This is a genomic window from Burkholderia sp. NLJ2, from assembly GCF_049487195.1.
Taxonomy (GTDB): Bacteria; Pseudomonadota; Gammaproteobacteria; order Burkholderiales; family Burkholderiaceae; genus Burkholderia; species Burkholderia pyrrocinia.
Genome location: NZ_CP137810.1, coordinates 1,529,164 through 1,546,895 on the forward strand (window position 1 = coordinate 1,529,164; position 17,732 = coordinate 1,546,895).

The 17,732-nt window shown below is 69.0% G+C and carries 17 protein-coding genes; 10 read left to right on the forward strand and 7 right to left on the reverse strand.

What is annotated here, in order from left to right:
* Positions 1-20: 20 nt before the first annotated feature.
* The 5 genes from creD to R9B84_RS29205 form a co-directional block, all read right to left on the reverse strand.
* Complete coding sequence (creD, locus tag R9B84_RS29185; protein WP_423763421.1) at positions 21-1,412, reverse strand: cell envelope integrity protein CreD; 1,392 nt, start codon at positions 1,410-1,412, stop codon at positions 21-23.
* Positions 1,413-1,515: 103 nt separating this feature from the next.
* Positions 1,516-2,976 carry a two-component system sensor histidine kinase CreC gene (gene creC / locus R9B84_RS29190; RefSeq protein ID WP_423763422.1) on the reverse strand — a complete coding sequence of 487 codons (1,461 nt, stop codon included), beginning with the start codon at positions 2,974-2,976 and terminating at the stop codon, positions 1,516-1,518.
* A gap of 14 nt (positions 2,977-2,990) precedes the next feature.
* Complete coding sequence (gene creB / locus R9B84_RS29195) at positions 2,991-3,707, reverse strand: two-component system response regulator CreB (protein WP_423763423.1); 717 nt, start codon at positions 3,705-3,707, stop codon at positions 2,991-2,993.
* Between the two features lie 94 nt (positions 3,708-3,801).
* Positions 3,802-4,515 (reverse strand): SDR family NAD(P)-dependent oxidoreductase, encoded by a 714-nt coding sequence (locus R9B84_RS29200; RefSeq protein WP_423763424.1) that lies wholly within the window; start codon positions 4,513-4,515, stop codon positions 3,802-3,804.
* A gap of 106 nt (positions 4,516-4,621) precedes the next feature.
* Positions 4,622-5,530, reverse strand: coding sequence for a sterol desaturase family protein (locus R9B84_RS29205; RefSeq protein WP_262545334.1), 909 nt, complete (start codon positions 5,528-5,530; stop codon positions 4,622-4,624).
* Between the two features lie 806 nt (positions 5,531-6,336).
* Between R9B84_RS29205 and R9B84_RS29210 the strand changes: the two genes are divergently transcribed.
* The 7 genes from R9B84_RS29210 (at position 6,337) to R9B84_RS29240 (ending at position 12,928) form a co-directional block, all read left to right on the forward strand.
* On the forward strand, positions 6,337-7,464 hold the full coding sequence (locus tag R9B84_RS29210; protein WP_423763425.1) for a hypothetical protein: 1,128 nt from the start codon (positions 6,337-6,339) through the stop codon (positions 7,462-7,464).
* A 108-nt stretch (positions 7,465-7,572) separates the two neighbouring features.
* Positions 7,573-7,878, forward strand: a complete 306-nt coding sequence (locus tag R9B84_RS29215) for an EF-hand domain-containing protein (RefSeq protein ID WP_423763426.1) — start codon at positions 7,573-7,575, stop codon at positions 7,876-7,878.
* Positions 7,879-7,924: 46 nt separating this feature from the next.
* A complete protein-coding gene (locus R9B84_RS29220; protein ID WP_423763427.1) occupies positions 7,925-8,638 on the forward strand; it encodes a response regulator in 714 nt (237 codons plus the stop codon).
* A complete protein-coding gene (locus R9B84_RS29225; protein WP_423763428.1) occupies positions 8,638-9,984 on the forward strand; it encodes an ATP-binding protein in 1,347 nt (448 codons plus the stop codon). Before R9B84_RS29220 ends, R9B84_RS29225 begins: the two co-directional genes overlap by 1 nt.
* 426 nt (positions 9,985-10,410) lie before the next feature.
* Positions 10,411-11,304 carry a DUF4410 domain-containing protein gene (locus tag R9B84_RS29230; protein WP_423763429.1) on the forward strand — a complete coding sequence of 298 codons (894 nt, stop codon included), beginning with the start codon at positions 10,411-10,413 and terminating at the stop codon, positions 11,302-11,304.
* Positions 11,305-11,459: 155 nt separating this feature from the next.
* Positions 11,460-12,167, forward strand: a complete 708-nt coding sequence (locus tag R9B84_RS29235; protein WP_423763430.1) for a dihydrodipicolinate reductase — start codon at positions 11,460-11,462, stop codon at positions 12,165-12,167.
* A 278-nt stretch (positions 12,168-12,445) separates the two neighbouring features.
* Complete coding sequence (locus tag R9B84_RS29240) at positions 12,446-12,928, forward strand: cupin domain-containing protein (RefSeq protein WP_423763431.1); 483 nt, start codon at positions 12,446-12,448, stop codon at positions 12,926-12,928.
* 103 nt (positions 12,929-13,031) lie between these two features.
* Here the strand turns inward: R9B84_RS29240 and R9B84_RS29245 are convergent, their stop codons facing one another.
* Entirely contained in the window at positions 13,032-13,841 is an 810-nt protein-coding gene (locus R9B84_RS29245; protein WP_423763432.1) for an SDR family oxidoreductase, read from the reverse strand.
* A complete protein-coding gene (locus R9B84_RS29250) occupies positions 13,838-14,671 on the reverse strand; it encodes a molybdenum cofactor biosynthesis F family protein (RefSeq protein WP_423763433.1) in 834 nt (277 codons plus the stop codon). Before R9B84_RS29250 ends, R9B84_RS29245 begins: the two co-directional genes overlap by 4 nt.
* Positions 14,672-14,841: 170 nt before the next feature.
* Here R9B84_RS29250 and R9B84_RS29255 point away from each other — a divergent pair, with 170 nt between their 5' ends.
* From R9B84_RS29255 to R9B84_RS29265, 3 genes are all read left to right on the forward strand, one after another.
* Positions 14,842-15,636: a helix-turn-helix domain-containing protein gene (locus R9B84_RS29255; RefSeq protein WP_423763434.1), complete on the forward strand. Its 795-nt coding sequence runs from the start codon at positions 14,842-14,844 to the stop codon at positions 15,634-15,636.
* Between the two features lie 311 nt (positions 15,637-15,947).
* The gene (locus R9B84_RS29260) at positions 15,948-16,916 is read left to right on the forward strand and encodes a DMT family transporter (protein WP_423763435.1); all 969 of its coding nucleotides are present in this window, start codon (positions 15,948-15,950) and stop codon (positions 16,914-16,916) included.
* Positions 16,917-17,102: 186 nt separating this feature from the next.
* Complete coding sequence (locus tag R9B84_RS29265) at positions 17,103-17,672, forward strand: permease (protein ID WP_423763436.1); 570 nt, start codon at positions 17,103-17,105, stop codon at positions 17,670-17,672.
* Positions 17,673-17,732: the final 60 nt, after the last annotated feature.

The window sequence follows — 17,732 nt, forward strand, 5'->3', positions numbered from 1 at the left end:
GCGCACGCGATCCCGCGCACTTACTTCGCCGGCACGCCCGGCTTCACGGCATCCGTGCCCGACTTGTCGGCCAGCGGCTGCCACGCGGCGCCGAGCGCATACCAGTCGATGCGGCGCGTGAGCGTCATGATGCCGGCGAGGATCGCGAACAGCAGCAGCGAACCGAGCATCAGCGCGTTGTCCTCCGACAGCAGCAGCCCGTAGAGCGCCGCGTACAGCATCGCGAGCAGCGCCGCGAACGTCGCACCGCGCTTCACGCTGTGCAGTACGAACGACAGGTAGAAGCCGAGCAGCCCGATGCAAGCGCCGCTCGCCGCGAGATACGCATAACCGAACGCGATGTGCTCGGACAGGCTCAGCAGCAGCAGGAAGAACAGCGCGAGCGACAGGCCGACCAGCAGGTACTGGATCGGGTGAATGCGCAGCCGCTTCACGAGTTCGTACATGAAGAAGCTCGCGAACGTGAGCATCACGAACAGCGCGCCGTACTTCGTCGCGCGTTCGGCCTGCAGATAGACGTTCACGGGTTCGATCACCGACACCGACGCCATCTCGATCGCGCCTTCCCCGTTGCCGGTCGCGACCTGCTCGCGTGCCTTCGTGTTGAACGACGTCACGTGCCAGTTGCTGGCGAAACCCTGCGCATCGATCGTTCGCTCGCCCGGCAGGAACGCGCCGCCGAAGCTCGGATGCGGCCACGTCGAAGTCAGCGAGAAATCGTTCTGGTCGGCCACCGGTGCGAACGCGACGGATTCCGCGCCCGCCAGCGGCAGGTCGACGCTGAACGGCACGACGGCCCCGGCGTTTGCGTCCGCCAGCGCCGCGAGGTCGATATTCGCGTGCACGCCCTGGCGCAGGCTGTCCAGCCGCGTGCCCTGCTCCACGTCGAACCGCTTGCCGCCGACGCGCAGGTCGGGCTGCGCCTTCAGCCCGCGAATGTCGCCGATGCCGATCGCGACATACGCGCTGTCGACCGCGAAGCTCACATGGCCGTCGGCCTGCGGCAGCTTCTTCAGGTCCGGCAGCGCCAGCGTGCCCGTCAGCCGGCTGTCCAGCCCGTACACGAGCGCCTTGTGGATACCGCGATAGCGCACCTCGACCTTGAGCGTGCCGTCGACATTCAGCGTCTTCGGAAACACGAGCAGGCGCTTCGCCTCGCTTTTCAGGCTCGTTTTCGCCGCGCCGCCGGCCTTCGTATCGTCGCGCACGCGCGTGACTTCCGTGTAATGCACGACGAGCACCGGCCCCGTCACCGTCTGCGGCCCCGCGTAGCTCGCCCAGATGCTCTGCAATGCGCTCTGGCGATACTCGGCGCGTTCCTGCACGATGCTTTGGACCATGTGCAGCGGGATCAGGATCGACAGCGCGAGAAACGCGGTGATCACGGACTTGAACAACAGGACTCGATTCATTGCCGACGGGTACCGGAGTGGAAGATACGGTCAGCATGAGCGGGCCCGGTGAAGGGCGATTGAAGCCGGTGTGAAGCGAATGTGTGGCGAACGTGAAGCGCGTTCAGCCAGCCGACGGCAGCGTGAGCGTCGCGCACGCGCCGCCTTCGTCGCGGTTCGCGAGCGCGACCTGGCCGCGGTGCAGCATCGCGACTTCGCGGACGAAACACAGCCCGAGGCCCGTGCTGCGATCCTGCCCGTCGGGGCGCGGCAGCGAATAGAAGCGTTCGAACACGCGCGACAGCGCGTAGTCGGGCACGCCGGGGCCGTCGTCGGCGACACGCACGACCGCGACGTGCGCCCTGCCCGCCGGCTGCCGTTCGAGCGCGATCCGGATCGTGCTGCCCTGCGGCGCGAAATCCAGCGCGTTGTCGAGCAGGTTGCCGAGCGCCTGGCGCAGCAGGAACGGATCGCCTTCGACGATGGCCGGAGCGGCCGCGTCGTTCGCGTCGTTCGCGTCGATCCGCAGGCTCACGCCGCGCTGGCGCGCACGCGGCTCGATATCCTCGACAAGCTGTTCGAGCACCGGCAGCAGCGCGACCGGTTCGCGCACCGACAGGCGCTGCTTCTGCTCGACTTCGGCCAGCGCGAGCAGCTTGCGGATCATCTGTTCGAGGCGGCCGGCCTGGCGGCGGATATTCTCGGTAAAGCGCCGGCGGTTCGCGACCGGCATCTCTTCCTGCAGCAGTTCCGCGGCGCCGCTGATCGCGGCCAGCGGGCTTTTCATCTCGTGCGTGAGCGTGTGGATGTAGGTTTCGACGTACTGCCGGTCCTCGAGGCGCTGGTGCATGCTTTCCACCGCGCGCCCGAGCTCGGCCAGCTCGTTCGCGCCCTGCAGCGGCATCGCCGCGCGCTCGCCGGCCGCGATCGCTCGCGCATAACGTTGCAGGCGCCGCAGCCCGAGCACCAGCCACCACGTACAGGCGGCGCCGATCAGGATCGCGCCGCCCATCAGCAACGCGCCGTACAGCATGATCTTGCGCTGGCTGCGCGCGATGAACGGCGCAACCGTCTGGTTCGGCTTCGCGATCGTCAGCACGCCGATGATCTCGTTCCCGCGCCGGATCGGGGCAGCGACGTGCATCACGGTGCTGCTCTCGTCGTTCGGGTCGGCGCGCGTGCTGCGTGCGCCGTATTCGCCGCGCAGCGTCCGGTACACGTCGTTCCAGCGCGAATAGTCCTGCCCGACCGCGCCGCCGGCCGAGTCGTAGCGCACGATGCCGTGCGCGTCGGTGATGTAGATGCGGTAGCTGATCGTGTTCTTGTGCATGCCCCACACGTTCGCGCTGACCGGGCTCTCGTGCAGTTTTTCGAGCTGCCGCGCGAAGGCGCCGTCGGCGATATGCCCGTTCGCCATGTCGTCGGCGGCCAGCGTCGCCAGCACCTGCGCGGTGTCGACGAGCGTGTCCTCCATCGCCTCGCGCACGCCGGGTTTCACTTCCTGCACGAACACGCGCAGCGTGATCAGCGCGGCGAGACCGACGATCAGGAAAAAACCGAAGAAGATGCGCAGGCCGATATGCATGGCGGTGCCGGTCGTTACGGTTGCAGCGAATAACCCATTCCGCGATGCGTGCGGATCGGGTCGCGCTCGGGATCGATCGCACGCAGTTTCGCGCGCAGCGTCTTGATGTGCGTGTCGACCGTGCGGTCGGCCGAATCGAGCGCCTCGTGCCACACGAGATCCATCAGTTGCTCGCGCGAATAGATGCGCCCCGGATGCCGGACAAGCAGCGCCAGCAGGCCGAATTCGTAGCGCGTGAGGTCCAGCGCGTGGCCGAGCCACGACACGCGCGCGCCGTCGGTGTCGAGCACGAAGCCCGGCGCGGTGGTCGCGGCCTGCGCCTCTGCCGGCGCGGACGCGGGTGTCGGTTGCGGCGTGGCCGTCCGGTAGAAGCGCCGCAGGATCACGCGCACCCGCGCGGCCAGCTCGCGCGGCGAAAACGGCTTGACCACGTAGTCGTCGGCGCCGATTTCGAGCCCGACGATCCGGTCGATTTCGTCGTGCCGCGCGGTCAGGAAGATCACCGGCACGTCGGTGAACGTGCGCAGCCGCCGGCACACTTCGAAGCCGCTGAGGTCCGGCAGGCCGACGTCGAGCACGACCAGGTCGACGCGCGCGTCGCGCAGATGGTCGAGCGCCGCCTGCCCGAGCGTGCAGTGGACGGTCTGCATGCCGTCCGTGCCGAGGGCATAGACGATCGTGTCCGCGATCGCCATTTCATCTTCGACGATCAGGATATTGGGCTGATTCATGGTCTCAGGCTGGGCTCGCGCGTTTCCGGTGCGACATTGTACGCACGGCCGGCCGCGGCGCGAGCCGCGATGCGGCGAGCCCCGCCCGGGCGCGCTACGCCACGCGGCCGTTCACCGGAATCGATGCGCCGGTGATCGCCTGCGCGTCGGCCGACAGCAGGAAACCGATCGTCGCCGCGATCTGTTCCGGCCGGACCCAGCGCGTGAAATCCGCGTCGGGCATGTCCGCGCGGTTCGGCGGCGTATCGATGATGCTCGGCAGGATCGCGTTCACCGTCACGCCTCGGTCGAGCAGTTCGGCCGCCAGCGCCTCGGTGAGCCGAGCGACGCCGGCCTTCGCGGCCGCATAAGCGCCCATGCCCGCGCCGGCCTTGAACGCCGCGCCCGCGCCGATGTTGACGACACGGCCGGCCGGGCTCGCGAGCAGGTAAGGCAGCGCGGCCTTCGACGCGTTCAGCGCGGTCTTCACGTTCAGTTCGTACATGCGGTCCCACGTGGCAGCGTCGCCATCGGCGATCGTCTGCCATACGAATGCACCGGCGATGTTCAGCAGCGCGTCGACCCGGCCGAATTCGCGGTGCACCGATTCGAGCGCGCGTGCGGCGGCCTGCGGGTCGACGAGGTCGATGCCGCCGATGCGCAGCGCGTCGGCCGGCACGCCGGGCAGCGTCTGCGCAGCCGGCGCCGCGCCGCGGCCGATCAGCGCGACGCGTGCGCCGCGCTCGCCCAGCCACGCGGCCGTCGCGACGCCCAGATGACCGAATCCGCCGGTGATCGCGACTGCCTTGCCTTTCAGGTCGTGTTCCATCGATGTGCTCTCCTGGATCGAAGATGGGTGGTTTATGCGTGATGCATGGGGCATGCCGGCCGCGGCACGGGCGTGCGCGGCCGGCGTTTCGACAGCGTAGCGCCGTTCACGCCTGCGTGCGCGTGGCGCCGAGGCTGCGGCGGCGCAGTTCCTCCGTCGTTTCGCCCTGGTTGCCCGGACGCCAGCCCGGCGGCAGCATCACGAAACGGATCGCGGTCCACACGTCGCGGGCCGTCGCGACGTCGCGGGCGAGGCTCGCCCAGTGCTCGAGCTCGACGACGAACGGATTGCGCGAGCGGGTCGGCGTGACGAGGCCGTAGCGGCACGGCTCGTCGGCGCGCTCGGCGACGTAGGTGCCGAACAGCCGGTCGAACACGATCAGCACGCCGCCGTAGTTCGCATCGAGGTAGTCGAGATTCGACGCATGGTGCACGCGATGCGCGGACGGCGTGTTGAACACGTATTCGAGCCAGCCGAGCTTCGGCATCCACGTGTTGTGCAGCCAGAACTGGTACATCAGGTTGAACGACAGGATCGCGAGCACGGCTTCCGGACGCACGCCGAGCCACACGAGCGGCGTGAAGAACATCGCGGCGCCGGCGATCTTGCCGGTCCAGCCGAGACGGAATGCAGACGACAGCGTCAACTGGTTCGGCGAATGGTGCACCGCGTGGGTCGACCAGAAGAAGCGCACGCGGTGCGACGCGCGGTGATACCAGTAGTAGCAGAACTCCTGGCCGATGAACACGAGCAGCGCGAGCGCGACGCTGTGGAGCGGGATCGTGAAGAGCCGGTGCGCCCATGCGAAATCGAACACCGGCGTGGCGAGCGACAGCGGCACCAGCGCGAGCAGCTTGCGGCCCGCGAGATCGGCGAGCGACAGCCAGACCTCGTTCCAGTCGAACGGTTCGGGCTGGCGGCTGCGGCGCCAGGTGAGCACGGCCGCCTCGACGAGCGAAACGGCGACGATGAAGAGTGTGACGAAGTACGCGAGCTTTCCGGTGGTCGTGAGCATGATGGGTCTTTCCTTCGGTTGAGTCGGACGCGTCATGTGCGGCATGTGCTGCCGTCGCGTCGAATGGAACGCACTGTAGTGGGCGCGGAATGGAAAGACCACGCATCAAATGTGTCGCCGTATGTCGCGGTGAAATGCGTTCGGGCGACGGGTGGCGGTTGCGGGCGCTTGTGGATTGGAGGTTCGACGGTTGATGGCCCGGCGTGAACAAGTCGGGCGCGAAATGTGTCGCCGTATGTCGTGGCGAAATGCGCTCGGGCGGCGGTCACGGGCGCTTGTGGATTGGAGGTTCGACGGTTGATGACCCGGCGTGAACATGTCGGGCGCGAAATGTGTCGCCGTATGTCGTGGCGGGGCCGATCGACAGTGCGCGACACATGAACACGGAGGCTTCCGATCGCGAGGCCATTCATCGGGCGGTATATGGCTACGGCTGCACGTTGAGGTGGCGCGGGCTCCGGTTGTACGTGCCGCATCGTCGGCGTTCGATATGCGCCGCACATCCGTGAATTGGCCGGCAAATATGTCGCCGCATGTCAACGCAACACCTGTTTGGACTGCGCACGACACGCGTTGACCGATGCGGCCGCCTGCCACCCGCACGCAGCCGCATCGCCGTCAGCCGTGCCTGACATGGCTCGCCGGCGATCGACGCTTCCGATTCAGGCATTCGTCGTACCGAAAAAAGGCACGTCACATGTAACACCGCGACATCTTTTATGACGCGACTGGCGCGCGTCGCCGTCCTAAAGTTCGTCCCGTCGCCACGCCACTGCGTGCACCGAAACGAATCGCAAGGACACCCGATGAAATCCCGCTTCCTCTTCTCCGCCGCCGCACTCGTCACGCTCGCCAGCGCGCCGGCCTTCGCCGGCTGGACCGGCCACGGCACCGCCTACACGCCGCACGGCGCCTACAGCGGCGCACACGCCGGCTCATGCGGCGGCGGCAGTTGCTCGCATGCGGGCGGCGTGATCGGCCCGGGCGGCGGCATCGCGACCAATACCGGCACCGTGACGCGCACCGCGCCGGGCCAGTTCTCGAACAGCGGCACCGCCGTCGGCCCCAACGGGCGCTCGGTCGAACACAGCGGCGACACGAGCTGCGCGGATGGCACCTGCTCGCATGCCGGTTCGCTGACGGGTTCGGACGGCCGCAGCGCATCGACGTCGGGCAGCGTGACGCGCAACGGCCCGGGCCAGTACTCGTCGAGCGGCACGATCACGGGATCGGGCGGCAACACGGCCAGCCACACGGCGTCGACGAATTGCGCGGGCGCGACCTGCTCGCGCTCGGGCACCGTGACGGGCACGGACGGCGGGAGCGTGACGCATGCCGGCAGCGCGACGCGCGTGGCGCCGGGCATCGTGACGACGTCGGGCGGCTCGACGATCGTGCACGGCGGCACGGTATCGACCGGCGGCACGGCGGTGATTCACGGCAGTACGGCGGCAGGCGGCACGATTGTCGTGGCCGGGGGGACGGTTCCGGTTCCGGTTCCGCTGCCGGTGCCAGTGCCGGTGCCCGTCGCGCCGCCCCCGCCGGCCGCGATGGTCGTGACGGCTCCCCCGCCGACCGCCGCCACGGTCGCGGTCGCAGCGCCTGCGCCGCCACCGGCCACAGTCGTCGTCGCACCGCCGCCGCCCGCACCGGCCGCCGTCGTCGTCACCCCTGCGCCCCCCAAAGCCGTCGTCGTCACGCCGCCGCCGAAAGTCGTGCATGTTGCGCCGCCGAAGGCCGTCGTGATCGCCCCCGCGCCGCGCATCGTCTATGTCGCACCGCCGCCGCCGAAGGTCCTGTACCTCGCGCCGCCGCTGCCGCGGTCGGTGTACGTCGCACCGCGTGCCGTGTATGTCGCTCATCCGCCGCGCGCCGTCGTCTGGGTGCCCGGCCACTGGGCCGGCCGCGTCTGGGTGCCCGCGCACTGGGCGTAACCCGGTATCGGCCCGAATCCATTCATCGCCCCGTTTCGTTTTCCATCCGTTTCAGTTTCATCAACCACCCGGCCGGCGCAGACCGTCGGCCACGCAAGGAGAAACCCAATGAAGTCCATCAAGAAGATGATTGCCGTCGTCGTTTTGTGTATCGTCTCAGCAGCAGCGTCGGCCCAGCAGGTGCCGCCGGGCGCGGCGAACGGCGGTGCACGCGTCGAACATGCGCTCATGCAGTTGCAGACCCGCTTCGCCACCGCGAACACGACGCACGACGGCAAGCTCACCCGCGAGCAGGCCGCCGCGGGCATGCCGATGGTTGCGCAGCATTTCGACGAGATCGACGCGCAGCACAACGGCTACGTCACGCTCGCGCAGGTCGCCAGTTTCATGCGCCAGCGCATGGCGGCCCGCTGACCCCGGACGCAAGTCCGGCCGCGCGGAACGCACCGGGAGGCAACCGATGGAACAGTCCTGCAGGATCGTCGTGCTCGACGACGAAGCCGAGTTGCGCAACATGCTGCAGCGCTTCCTGACCGGCCACGGCTTCCAGGTCCGCGCGGTCGCCGACGGCAAGCGGCTCGACCGCCTGCTGCAGCGCGAACCGTACGACCTGCTGGTGCTCGACCTGATGATGGAGCCCGAAGACGGCCTGAGCGTGTGCCGGCGCCTGCGCGCGGAAGGCCAGACGCTGCCGATCCTGATGCTCACCGCGAAAGGCGATGCGGCGGACAAGGTCGTCGGCCTCGAGACCGGCGCCGACGACTACCTGGCGAAGCCGTTTCTCCCCGACGAACTCGTGGCCCGCGTCCGCGCGCTGCTGCGGCGGCAGAAGATGGCGGCCGGCGAGCCGACGGTGACGTCGCAACGATTGCGCTTCGGCGCATTCACGTTCGACGTCGGCCAGCAGACGCTGATGCGCGACGGCGTGCTCGTCGAGATCCATTCGGCGCAGATGCTGCTGTTGCATGCGCTCGGCTCGTCGCCGAACCGCGCGGTGAGCCGCGAGAACCTGCTTGCCCGCGCGCGCGGCCGCGACCACGCCGCGCTCGACCGCAGCGTCGACGTACAGATCCTGCGGCTGCGCCAGATCGTCGAAGACGATCCCGGCAAGCCGCGCTTCATCAAGACGGTCTGGGGCATCGGCTACATGCTGGTGGCCGGTGTCGAGCCGTGATGCGCGTCCCGCTGCCGCGCTCGCTGCTCGCGCGCAACATCGCGCTGCTGGTTGCGCTCGTCGCGCTGTCGCTTTCCTGTTCGCTCGGCGTGCTGCTGCACTACGTGCAGCGCCCGCGCATCGAGCGTGCCTCGATCATCTTCTCCGACTACGTGCAATTGCTCGACCGCACGCTGGCCAGCATGCCGCCTGACGCGGGCCGCACGATGGTCGCGCAGTTCGGCGGCCAGGCATCGCCGCCGCCCGCTGCGCCGCCGCATGCGCCGAGCCTGGCCGCCTTCTTCCGCACCTGGCAGCGCGACGTGTTCATGCAGGCGCTCGAACGCCACCTGCCGCCCGGCCTCCCGGCGCGCTGGCAGTCGGGCGACGACGAACGCCTGTGGATCCGGCTGCATGCCGCCGGCTCGCCTGTCTGGGTGCCGCTGCCGATGGCCGCCGACGCGCAGGCGAGCGGCATTACGACGGCCCTCGTGCTGTCGGTCGGGCTGGCGCTGCTCGCCGCGCTGACCGGCTACCTGATCCAGCTCCACCTGAACCGGCCGCTCGACGCGCTGGCGCGCGCGGCGCAGCGCGTCAGCGCGGGCGAGCGCCCGCCGCCGCTGCCGACCGACGGCCCGACCGAAATCGCCGACGTGAGCCGCGCGTTCAACCGGATGGCCGACGCGCTGCAACAGGCGGAAGCCACCCGTTCGCTGATGCTGGCCGGCGTGTCGCACGACATCCGCACGCCGCTCACCAAGCTGCGCCTTGCGATCGCGATGGCGCTGCCGCGCGGCACGCACGACGCGCTCACCGCATCGGCCGAGCACTACCTGGACCAGATCGATACGATCCTGCAGCAATTCATGGACTACGCGGGCAGCGGCGAGCGCGAAACGCCGCAAACCGGCGACCTGAATGCGCTGATCGGCCAGCTCGTCGCGGATTTTGCGGGGCTCGGCCACGAATTCGAATTCGACGAAGGGGATGTACCCGCGTTCGCGTTCCGCCCGATCAGCCTGATGCGGCTGCTGATGAACCTGATGCAGAACGCGGTCGTCTACGGCCGTACGGGCCTCGGCGTGCGCACGTGGAGCGAACGCGGCATCGCGTACGCGGTGGTCAGCGATCGCGGCAACGGTATCGGCGCGGCGGAACTCGAACGGCTCAAGGCGCCGTTCAGCCGCGGCGCGAACGCGCGCAGCCACGCCGGCGGCACCGGCCTCGGCCTCGCGATCGTCGAGCGGATCGCCCGCCTGCACGGCGGGTCGCTGACGTTCCGCGACCGCGATGGCGGCGGGCTGGAGGCCGTCGTCGCGCTGCCGCTCGATGCGTCCGTGCCGGGCCGACCGTCGCTGTCGGCTTGAGGGCTTGGGGGCTTGGGGGCTTGGGGGCTTGGGGGCTTGGGGGCTTGGGGGCTTGGGGGCTTGAGGGCTTGAGGGCCTGAGGGCTTGGGGGCTTGAGGGCTTGGGGGCTTGAGGGCTTGAGGGCTTGAGGGCTTGAGGGCTTGAGGGCTTGAGGGCTTGGGGGCCTGAGGGCCTGAGGGCCTGAGGGTTCGACTGCTCGACTGCTCGACTGCTTGACTGCTTGACGGCCGCGCACGCCGGCCCGTGACATGTGCCGACATAATTCCTGCGTGGCGTACACCGCCCCATCTCCGCATACTTGCGCCTGCGTGTTGCGCAACGGCATGAAACCGCTCTCCCGCCAGCGTCCACGCCCCGCTTCCGATCGTTCGCGTTCCTGAATGCTGCGACAGTATCGGCAACTTCATCCAGGCAACGGAGATCGACATGTTCACTTCCCTTCACGCACTTACCGCCCACGCCAAACATCTGACCAGTGCCGCGCTGATCGCCGGCGCGCTCGCGATGACCGGCTGCGCATCGACCGCGACCACGGCCACGTCCTCGGCGCCCGTCGCCCGCACGCTGCCGCAGGTTCATGCGGACGTCGTCTATGTGTCCACGTTCGACGTGGCCGCGACCGACGTGAAGGTCGACGGAGGGATGATCAACAAGCTCGCGATGCTCGCGAGCGGCTCGTCCGCCGACGTGCAGCGCCAGCAGAGCGCGCTGAAGACCCGCGCGCAACTCGCCGACGCGCTCGTGCGCGAACTCCGGTCGCAACGCATTCCCGCGCTGCGCACCGACGGCCCGGTGCCGAACGACCGCGACGCGCTGATCGTCCAGGGCCGGTTCGAGACGATCGACGCCGGCAATCGCCGCCGCCGCATCCTGATCGGGCTTGGCGCGGGAAAGAGCGAAGTGGGCGCATCGGTGACCGTGCTGTTCCAGCCGGCCCACGGCACACCGCAGCCGCTCACCACGTTCTCCGTCAGCGCGAACAGCGGCCACCTGCCCGGCATGGCGGAAACCGCCGGGGTCGGCGCGATGGCCGGCCGCCTCGCGACGTCGGCGGCGGTCGGCGCCGGCCTGCACGGCGTGTCGGAGGCGAAGCACGATACGGTGGCGTCCGATACCGACCGGCTCGCACGCTCGATCGCAAAGCAGCTGGCCGCGCAGAACACCGCGAATGCCTGGTTGCCGATGACGTCTGCATCGGCATCGGCATCGGCGTCGGCGTCGGCATCGGCGTCGGCATCGGCGTCGGCGTCGGCGTCGGCGTCGGCGTCGGCGTCTGCATCGGCATCGACATCGGCGTCGACATCGGCGTCGGCAAGCTGACACGCCGCGGCTGCCCCTGCGCGGCCCGACAGGCGCACATGCGGGCGGCCGGGCATAATGCGCGAGGCCGGCCCGGCGCGCACCTCGACCGGGCCGGGCTATCCGACGCCCGCGCCGATTTCGTATCGAATCCTGAACCTCAACCCGTCAATCCCATGCAAGTACTCGTCGTTGGAACCGGCAAGCTGGCTAACGAGCTGCTCGACGCACACAAGCTCGACCCGGCAACCTGTCGCGTGATGTCCTGGCCGGACGGAGCGCGAACCGATGAGCAACGTAGCGACGCCCGACGTAGCGACGCCCGCTCGATCGTCGTGCATGCCGGTTCCGGCCGCGAACTCCCCGCCGTCATCGCGTTCTGCGAAGCCACTGCGTCGCCGCTCGTCGAACTGTCTACCGGCTCCGACCTCGAAACCGGATCGCACGACTTCCCGGTCGTGCTGTGTCCGAACACGAACGTCCTGATGCTCAAGTTCATGAGCATGCTGGAAACGAGCGGCCACCTGTTTCACGACTGCGAGATCGGCCTGACGGAGTCGCACCAGGCAGGCAAGACGTCCGTCCCCGGCACGGCCGTCGGCATCGGCCAGTCGCTCGGCGTGCGGCCGGAGGACATCCGCTCCGTACGCGACCCGGACGTACAGCGCAGCGAATTCGCGATTCCCGACGACCAGCTCGGGCGCCACGCAGTTCACCGGATACGCATCGACGACGGCGCGTGCAGCCTGCAGTTCGAATCGCGCGTGTACGGCGCGACGCCCTACGCGGATGGTGTGTCGCGCATCGTCGAGGCCGTCCGGCAGCACGATCTCGAGAACCGCCGCTATTCGATCGTCGAATTCATCCGCAACGGCTGGCTGTAGTCTCGGCGATGCGCGGCGGCCGACACACGCGCGTCGCGCACAGCATTTGCGCAGCGCAAAAAGGTTCGTCGCGAAATTCCGTGGATGCCACCGTTCGCTTCGCCTGCGACCTCCTGGTCGCGCGTCCCGCCACCCGGGAGCCGCAACGCGCAACCGTCCTTTCGTATTGGCTGGTATGTTATCGGCCGAGGTCCATTCGCCGAGATGGGGCGCGAATCATTGCTGACGTCGGCGCCTGAACCGCTACCCTCGACATCCCCCCGAAAGGAGCGCAACCGATGACCCGCCCCGCTTTCATCAAGCACTGGACCGAGCTCGAAGAACCGGAAGCGCATTGCTATCGCGGCGACACCGAGCCGATGGCGCTGGACGCACCGCTTTCCGCCGAACTCGGCATCACGCGTATCGGCATTCATCACGTGAGGCTTCTGCCGGGTCGGCGGACGTCATATCCGCATGCCGAAAGCACCGAGCAGGAGTTTGTGTATGTGCTCGAAGGCAAGCCCGATGTCTGGATCGACGGCGTGCTTTACCCCGTTGCCGAAGGTGATTCCGTCGCGTTTCCGGCGGGTACCGGAATCTGTCACACCTTCATCAACAACACGAAGGACGAAGTCAGGCTGATGGTGATCGGTGAACGTCCGCGCGACGACAACCGCATCCGCTACCCGAAGAACGAGGCCTATGAGCTTACCCGCGCGGACCGCTGGGTGGACTGGCCCGCCAGACCACTCGGGGACCATGACGGGATGCCGGACTGATGCTCGCGACGATGCCCCCGACGGAACATGCCGAGCCTGCTGCGTGAGCTCGCAGCGGGCCGCCGGGACCGCCCCGTTCCGCGACTCGTTACCCGGTCAATCGTCACTCGCCACCAAGCACCGCCCCGCTCTCCGGCAAGGTCGCGCCGCCATCGACGACGATCGTCTGCCCCGTGATGTACGCCGCGTCGGCCGAGGCGAGAAACAGCATCGCGTTCGCGATGTCCTCCGGCTCGCCCATCCGCGCGAGCGGAATGTCGCGGGCGATCTGCGCCGCGACCGACGCGTCGCCGAGATTGCCGGCCGCCGGCGTACGGATCATCCCCGGCTCGACCCCGTTGACCGTCACGTTGCGACGCGCAAGCTCCAGTGCCGCCGCGCGAATGAAGCCGTTCACGCCGGCCTTCGACGCCGCGTAATGCGCGAGCCCCGGATAGACGACACGTGGCCCCGTCACCGACGACGTGACGAGCAGCCGGCCGGCCCCCGCGCGCTCGAATGCCGGCAACGCGGCCTGCGCGAGCCAGAACAGCGCCGACAGGTTGACCGACAGCGTCCGCTGGAGCGTCGGCTCGTCGATCTGCGCGAACGGCGTCAGCGGAAAATACGCGGCGTTGTGGACGACGACATCGAGCCGGCCGCCGTCGCGCTCGACCGCCGCGACCAGCGCGCCCAGTTCGTCGCGGCTGGCGGCATCCACCCGATACGCGCGCGCATCGCCGCCCGCGCTGGCAAGCGCATCGGCCTGCGCGGCGGCGGCCTCGCCGTTCAGGTCGGCGAGCGCGACGAACGCGTCGGATTCCGCGAAACGGCGCGCGATCGCCGCGCCGATCCCTTGCGCGGCGCCCGTGACGAGCACGACGCGCCCGCTGAAATCCGCACGCAGGCGGCCGCTGCCCGGCACGGCATTCATTGCTGCGCCTCGCCGCCGAGCGGATGGACGGTTTCGTTCAGCACCTGCGCATGGGCGCCGACCTGGAAGTTCGACAGCGTGCCGAAATCGCCGCCCTGGTAACCGAAGATCTTGCCGTCGGTCTTGCGCTGCGCGAGGTCGATCAGCACGACGCCGAGCGTCGGCACCACCTTTTCGCGCCACACGAACAGATACAGCTCGTCGGCGATCCGGAAGTAGTGGCAGCGATCGACGTCGGCCAGCCCGCCTTCGACGCCCTGCAGGCATTGCCACGCGTAGAAGTTCTCGTTCAGGTAGATGTGCTCGTAGCATTCGGTCGGGCTGTAGCGGTACATCGTCCGCTTGCCGATCAGTTCGCGCGTCGGTCGGTGCAGCGGACCCGGCTGCGCATGACCGCCGAGCGTGCCGTGCCGGAACGTCGCGTGGACGGCCGTCAGCGGCAGCCCGCGCGCGACGCGCGTGAACGCGTCGATGCGCGTGTCGGCTTCGGTCGGCAGCGTGCCGACGACCGACGTCCACACGCCGCTGTCGAGATCGATCACGAGACTGACCGACGTCGCGCGGGCGGCCGTGTCGATGTAGTCGACGAAGTACAGCCCGTTGCGCAGCCGCGTCACGCGGCACGGCTCGCGGCCGCTCGCGTCGGTCGCCGCATCGCGCCACTGCAGCGCACCGGGCTCGAACGTATAGACGCGCCATGCGCCCGATGCATCGCCGAGCGCCAGCGTACGCCCGGCGAGCGCGTCGACGGGCGCGAGGATGTTCGCTTCCGGCGCGAAGCCGTCCGCGAGCGCGCCAACCTGAATGAATACCGGATCCTGTCGTTCCACCTGCCGTCTCCCGCGCAGCCTCAGGCCCGGCGGGCCGTGTACGCTGCCGATGTGCACATGGTGCGGGCTGCGCGCGCCGCGCGGTATCGGCCAAAAGGATGAAGGGCGCGCGGCGCCGGAACGCGCTAAAGTGCACGTCATCCGCGCCGCGCCCGGCGCGAGGAGCGCACATGCACCGTGTCACCCACTACCGACGGACCGGCGAAGGCATCGAGGCGATCAGCCTCGAATCCGACCGCGCGTTTCCGCGCCACGCGCATGACGAATTCGGAGTCGGCGTGATCGTCAGCGGTGCGCACCGGTCGTGGAGCGGCCGCGGGCAGGTCGACGCGCTGGCGGGCGACGCGATCATGGTCAACCCGGGCGAAATGCACGACGGCTCGCCGATCGATGCCGGCACGGGCCGGCGCTGGCGGATGCTGTATCTCGCGCCCGCGCTGGTCGCGGGCGTCGCGGCGGAAGAAGGCCTCGGCGGCGTCGAGCTTGCGCATCCGGCGGTGCGCGATGTGCGGCTTACGGCCGCCGTCGGCCGGTTGCATGCGCGCATCGTCGCCGGGGAAACCCAGCCGCTGGCCCGCGACGAAGCGCTCGTGATGCTCGTCGCCGGGTTGCTCGCCCGGCACGCGAACCGCACGCTGCCGGCGGCCGGCGTCGCGCCGGCGATCCGTGTCGCCCGCGAACGGCTCGACGCGGCGCCGGCCGCGCCCGTTTCGCTCGCCGAACTGGCCGACCTGAGCGGCGTGAGCCGCTTCCAGTTGTTGCGCGGGTTTGCGCGCGAACTCGGTATCACGCCGCACGCCTACCTGATCCAGTCGCGCGCGCGGCTGGCGCGCGCGCTGCTCGCCGGCGGCCTGCCGATCGCGGATGCCGCGGCCGAAGCCGGCTTTGCCGATCAGAGCCACCTGACACGTGCCTTCGCGCGCCAGTTCGGGATCACGCCGGGGCGGTTTACGCAGGCCGGTTGACGTCGCCGTCGGACCCGCGCAACGCGATCGAAGGCGATTCCAGCGTCGACAGCGGCGACTGGCGCTGCGGCTGCGATTGCGATTGCGATTGCGGCTGCGACTGCTATTGCCGCTGCTATTGCGGCTGCTATTGCGATTGCGACTGCGATTGCGATTGCGATTGCGATTGCGATTGCGACTGCGATTGCGACTGCAGCGCCGATGCCACCGTTGCAGGCACGCCAGGCCCCGCGCACCGCACTCGCCACCCCACGCGCCCGCTGCAATTTCGTTCAAGACGCACACCGCCGCCGTACGCGACGATGCGGCGCATGAAGACACGACTGATTGGTTATCTCTACCTCGCCGCCGCGATGGCGGGCGTCGGCAGCACCGTCATCGCGAGCCGTCTCGCGGCCGGCGGCCTGCCGCCGTTCGCGGCCACGACGCTGCGCTTCCTGATCGCGACACCGCTGCTGTTCGCGCTGATGCGCGCGCAGCGAATGCGCTGGCCGCGCATTTCCGCGCGCGACGCCGTGCTGCTCGTCATCCAGGCCGCAGCGGGCGGCGTCGGTTATACGGTGCTGCTGATCAGCGGCACGAAGCTGTCGTCGCCGCTCGATGCGGGCGTGATGCTCGGCACGCTGCCGGCGATGTCGACGCTGATCGCAGCCGTCGTGCTGCGCGAGCGGCAGACGCCGCGCGACTGGGTGGCCGCCGCGCTCGCCACGGCCGGCGTGCTGTTCGGCACGTTCGCGCCCGGCCAGACGATGCCATCACTCCAGACGCTCGCCGGCGATGCGCTGGTGCTGGCTGCCGTCGCGTGCGAAGCCGTCTTCATCCTGCTCAACCGGCGGCTTGCCGCACCGTTTCCGCCCCTCGCGCTGTCCACCGCGATGTCGGGCCTCGGCTTCGTGCTCGCCCTCGTACCGGCCGCGTTCGAATGGCGCGCGGTGGCAAACGGCTGGACCGTCGGCGCCGTGTCGGCGATCGCCTACTACGCGCTGGTGCCGACCGTGCTCGGCTACCTGTGCTGGTATGCGGGCTCCGCGCGCACGAGCGGCACCGAGGCCGCGCTATTCACGGCGGTCGCGCCGGTCTCGGCCGTGCTGTTCGCGATCGCACTGTTCGGCGAGACGCTGACCGGCACGCGTGTCGCCGGCATCGCGCTCGTCGTCGCAGGCATGCTCGTCGGCGCGACGCGGCGGCGCGAACCGCCCGCGCGCGCACGCGATGCGCAGCCGGCGAAACCGATACAGCCAGCCAGTCCCGCGCCGCCGGCGCAAACCGCCGCCGACTGATCCGAACTCGCGCTGATCGCGTTGTTGAAGAAACGCAGGCCGATCGATCTCCCGCGTTTCCGCGACGTCGGCGGCAGTTGTAGGAATGTGTCCGCGCGCTGCAAAACCGTTGCGCACCACCGCGCAAGATGCAATATTCGCGTGGCCGGAACCTTTGACAACCATCGAATGACAATCCGCCACGCAATGAACAGGAAGGAAGCCAAAACGAGAATCGCGGTGCTGCTGTCCGCGGGAACGAGGAAGGCCGACGTGCTGGCCGAGCTGTCCGGGCAGGGGCTCAAGGATCGCGCGATCGCAAGCCTGATCGCGTCGCGCCCCGATCCGGAACGCTGTCGCAAGAACAAGGTGCACACCTGGATCCTGATCGCACTCGGCACCCTCCAGCTGGCGATCAGCCTCATGCTCGCGTATTACTTCTCCGCCGCCGGCGACCTTGGCGTGTCGGGCACGCTCGGCAATGGCCTCGTCGTGGTGTTCCTCGCGCTGACCGTGCCGCTGTCGCTGCTGTTCATCTGGGGCTTCGCGACCCATCGCGTCGGCGCGTACCACGCGTTCATCCTGCTGTCGCTGCTGCAGTTGCCGAAGACCATCGCCGAGCTCGGACGCGATCCGTCGACCGCGCTGCCGGGCCTCGCGGTCACGCTGGTGCTGGTGGGCTACGTCTGGTTCGTGCGCAACCGACTGTTCCCCGACTACGGCTGGTTCACGCCGCGCAAAGTCGAAGGCCGCTACGCGTTCGTGGAACACGCCTGACGCCACCGGCGTCAACGCCACCCCCCCGAAAAAAAGGCGCCGGGCCGCCCCGCAATCGCA

Excerpts from the sequence above, each read along its gene's own strand:
- creD (WP_423763421.1), bottom strand. The coding sequence starts at position 1,412 with ATGAATCGAGTCCTGTTGTTCAAGTCCGTGATCACCGCGTTTCTCGCG.
- creC (WP_423763422.1), bottom strand. The coding sequence starts at position 2,976 with ATGCATATCGGCCTGCGCATCTTCTTCGGTTTTTTCCTGATCGTCGGT.
- creB (WP_423763423.1), bottom strand. The coding sequence starts at position 3,707 with ATGAATCAGCCCAATATCCTGATCGTCGAAGATGAAATGGCGATCGCG.
- R9B84_RS29200 (WP_423763424.1), bottom strand. The coding sequence starts at position 4,515 with ATGGAACACGACCTGAAAGGCAAGGCAGTCGCGATCACCGGCGGATTC.
- R9B84_RS29205 (WP_262545334.1), bottom strand. The coding sequence starts at position 5,530 with ATGCTCACGACCACCGGAAAGCTCGCGTACTTCGTCACACTCTTCATC.
- R9B84_RS29210 (WP_423763425.1), top strand. The coding sequence starts at position 6,337 with ATGAAATCCCGCTTCCTCTTCTCCGCCGCCGCACTCGTCACGCTCGCC.
- R9B84_RS29215 (WP_423763426.1), top strand. The coding sequence starts at position 7,573 with ATGAAGTCCATCAAGAAGATGATTGCCGTCGTCGTTTTGTGTATCGTC.
- R9B84_RS29220 (WP_423763427.1), top strand. The coding sequence starts at position 7,925 with ATGGAACAGTCCTGCAGGATCGTCGTGCTCGACGACGAAGCCGAGTTG.
- R9B84_RS29225 (WP_423763428.1), top strand. The coding sequence starts at position 8,638 with ATGCGCGTCCCGCTGCCGCGCTCGCTGCTCGCGCGCAACATCGCGCTG.
- R9B84_RS29230 (WP_423763429.1), top strand. The coding sequence starts at position 10,411 with ATGTTCACTTCCCTTCACGCACTTACCGCCCACGCCAAACATCTGACC.
- R9B84_RS29235 (WP_423763430.1), top strand. The coding sequence starts at position 11,460 with ATGCAAGTACTCGTCGTTGGAACCGGCAAGCTGGCTAACGAGCTGCTC.
- R9B84_RS29240 (WP_423763431.1), top strand. The coding sequence starts at position 12,446 with ATGACCCGCCCCGCTTTCATCAAGCACTGGACCGAGCTCGAAGAACCG.
- R9B84_RS29245 (WP_423763432.1), bottom strand. The coding sequence starts at position 13,841 with ATGAATGCCGTGCCGGGCAGCGGCCGCCTGCGTGCGGATTTCAGCGGG.
- R9B84_RS29255 (WP_423763434.1), top strand. The coding sequence starts at position 14,842 with ATGCACCGTGTCACCCACTACCGACGGACCGGCGAAGGCATCGAGGCG.
- R9B84_RS29260 (WP_423763435.1), top strand. The coding sequence starts at position 15,948 with ATGAAGACACGACTGATTGGTTATCTCTACCTCGCCGCCGCGATGGCG.
- R9B84_RS29265 (WP_423763436.1), top strand. The coding sequence starts at position 17,103 with ATGAACAGGAAGGAAGCCAAAACGAGAATCGCGGTGCTGCTGTCCGCG.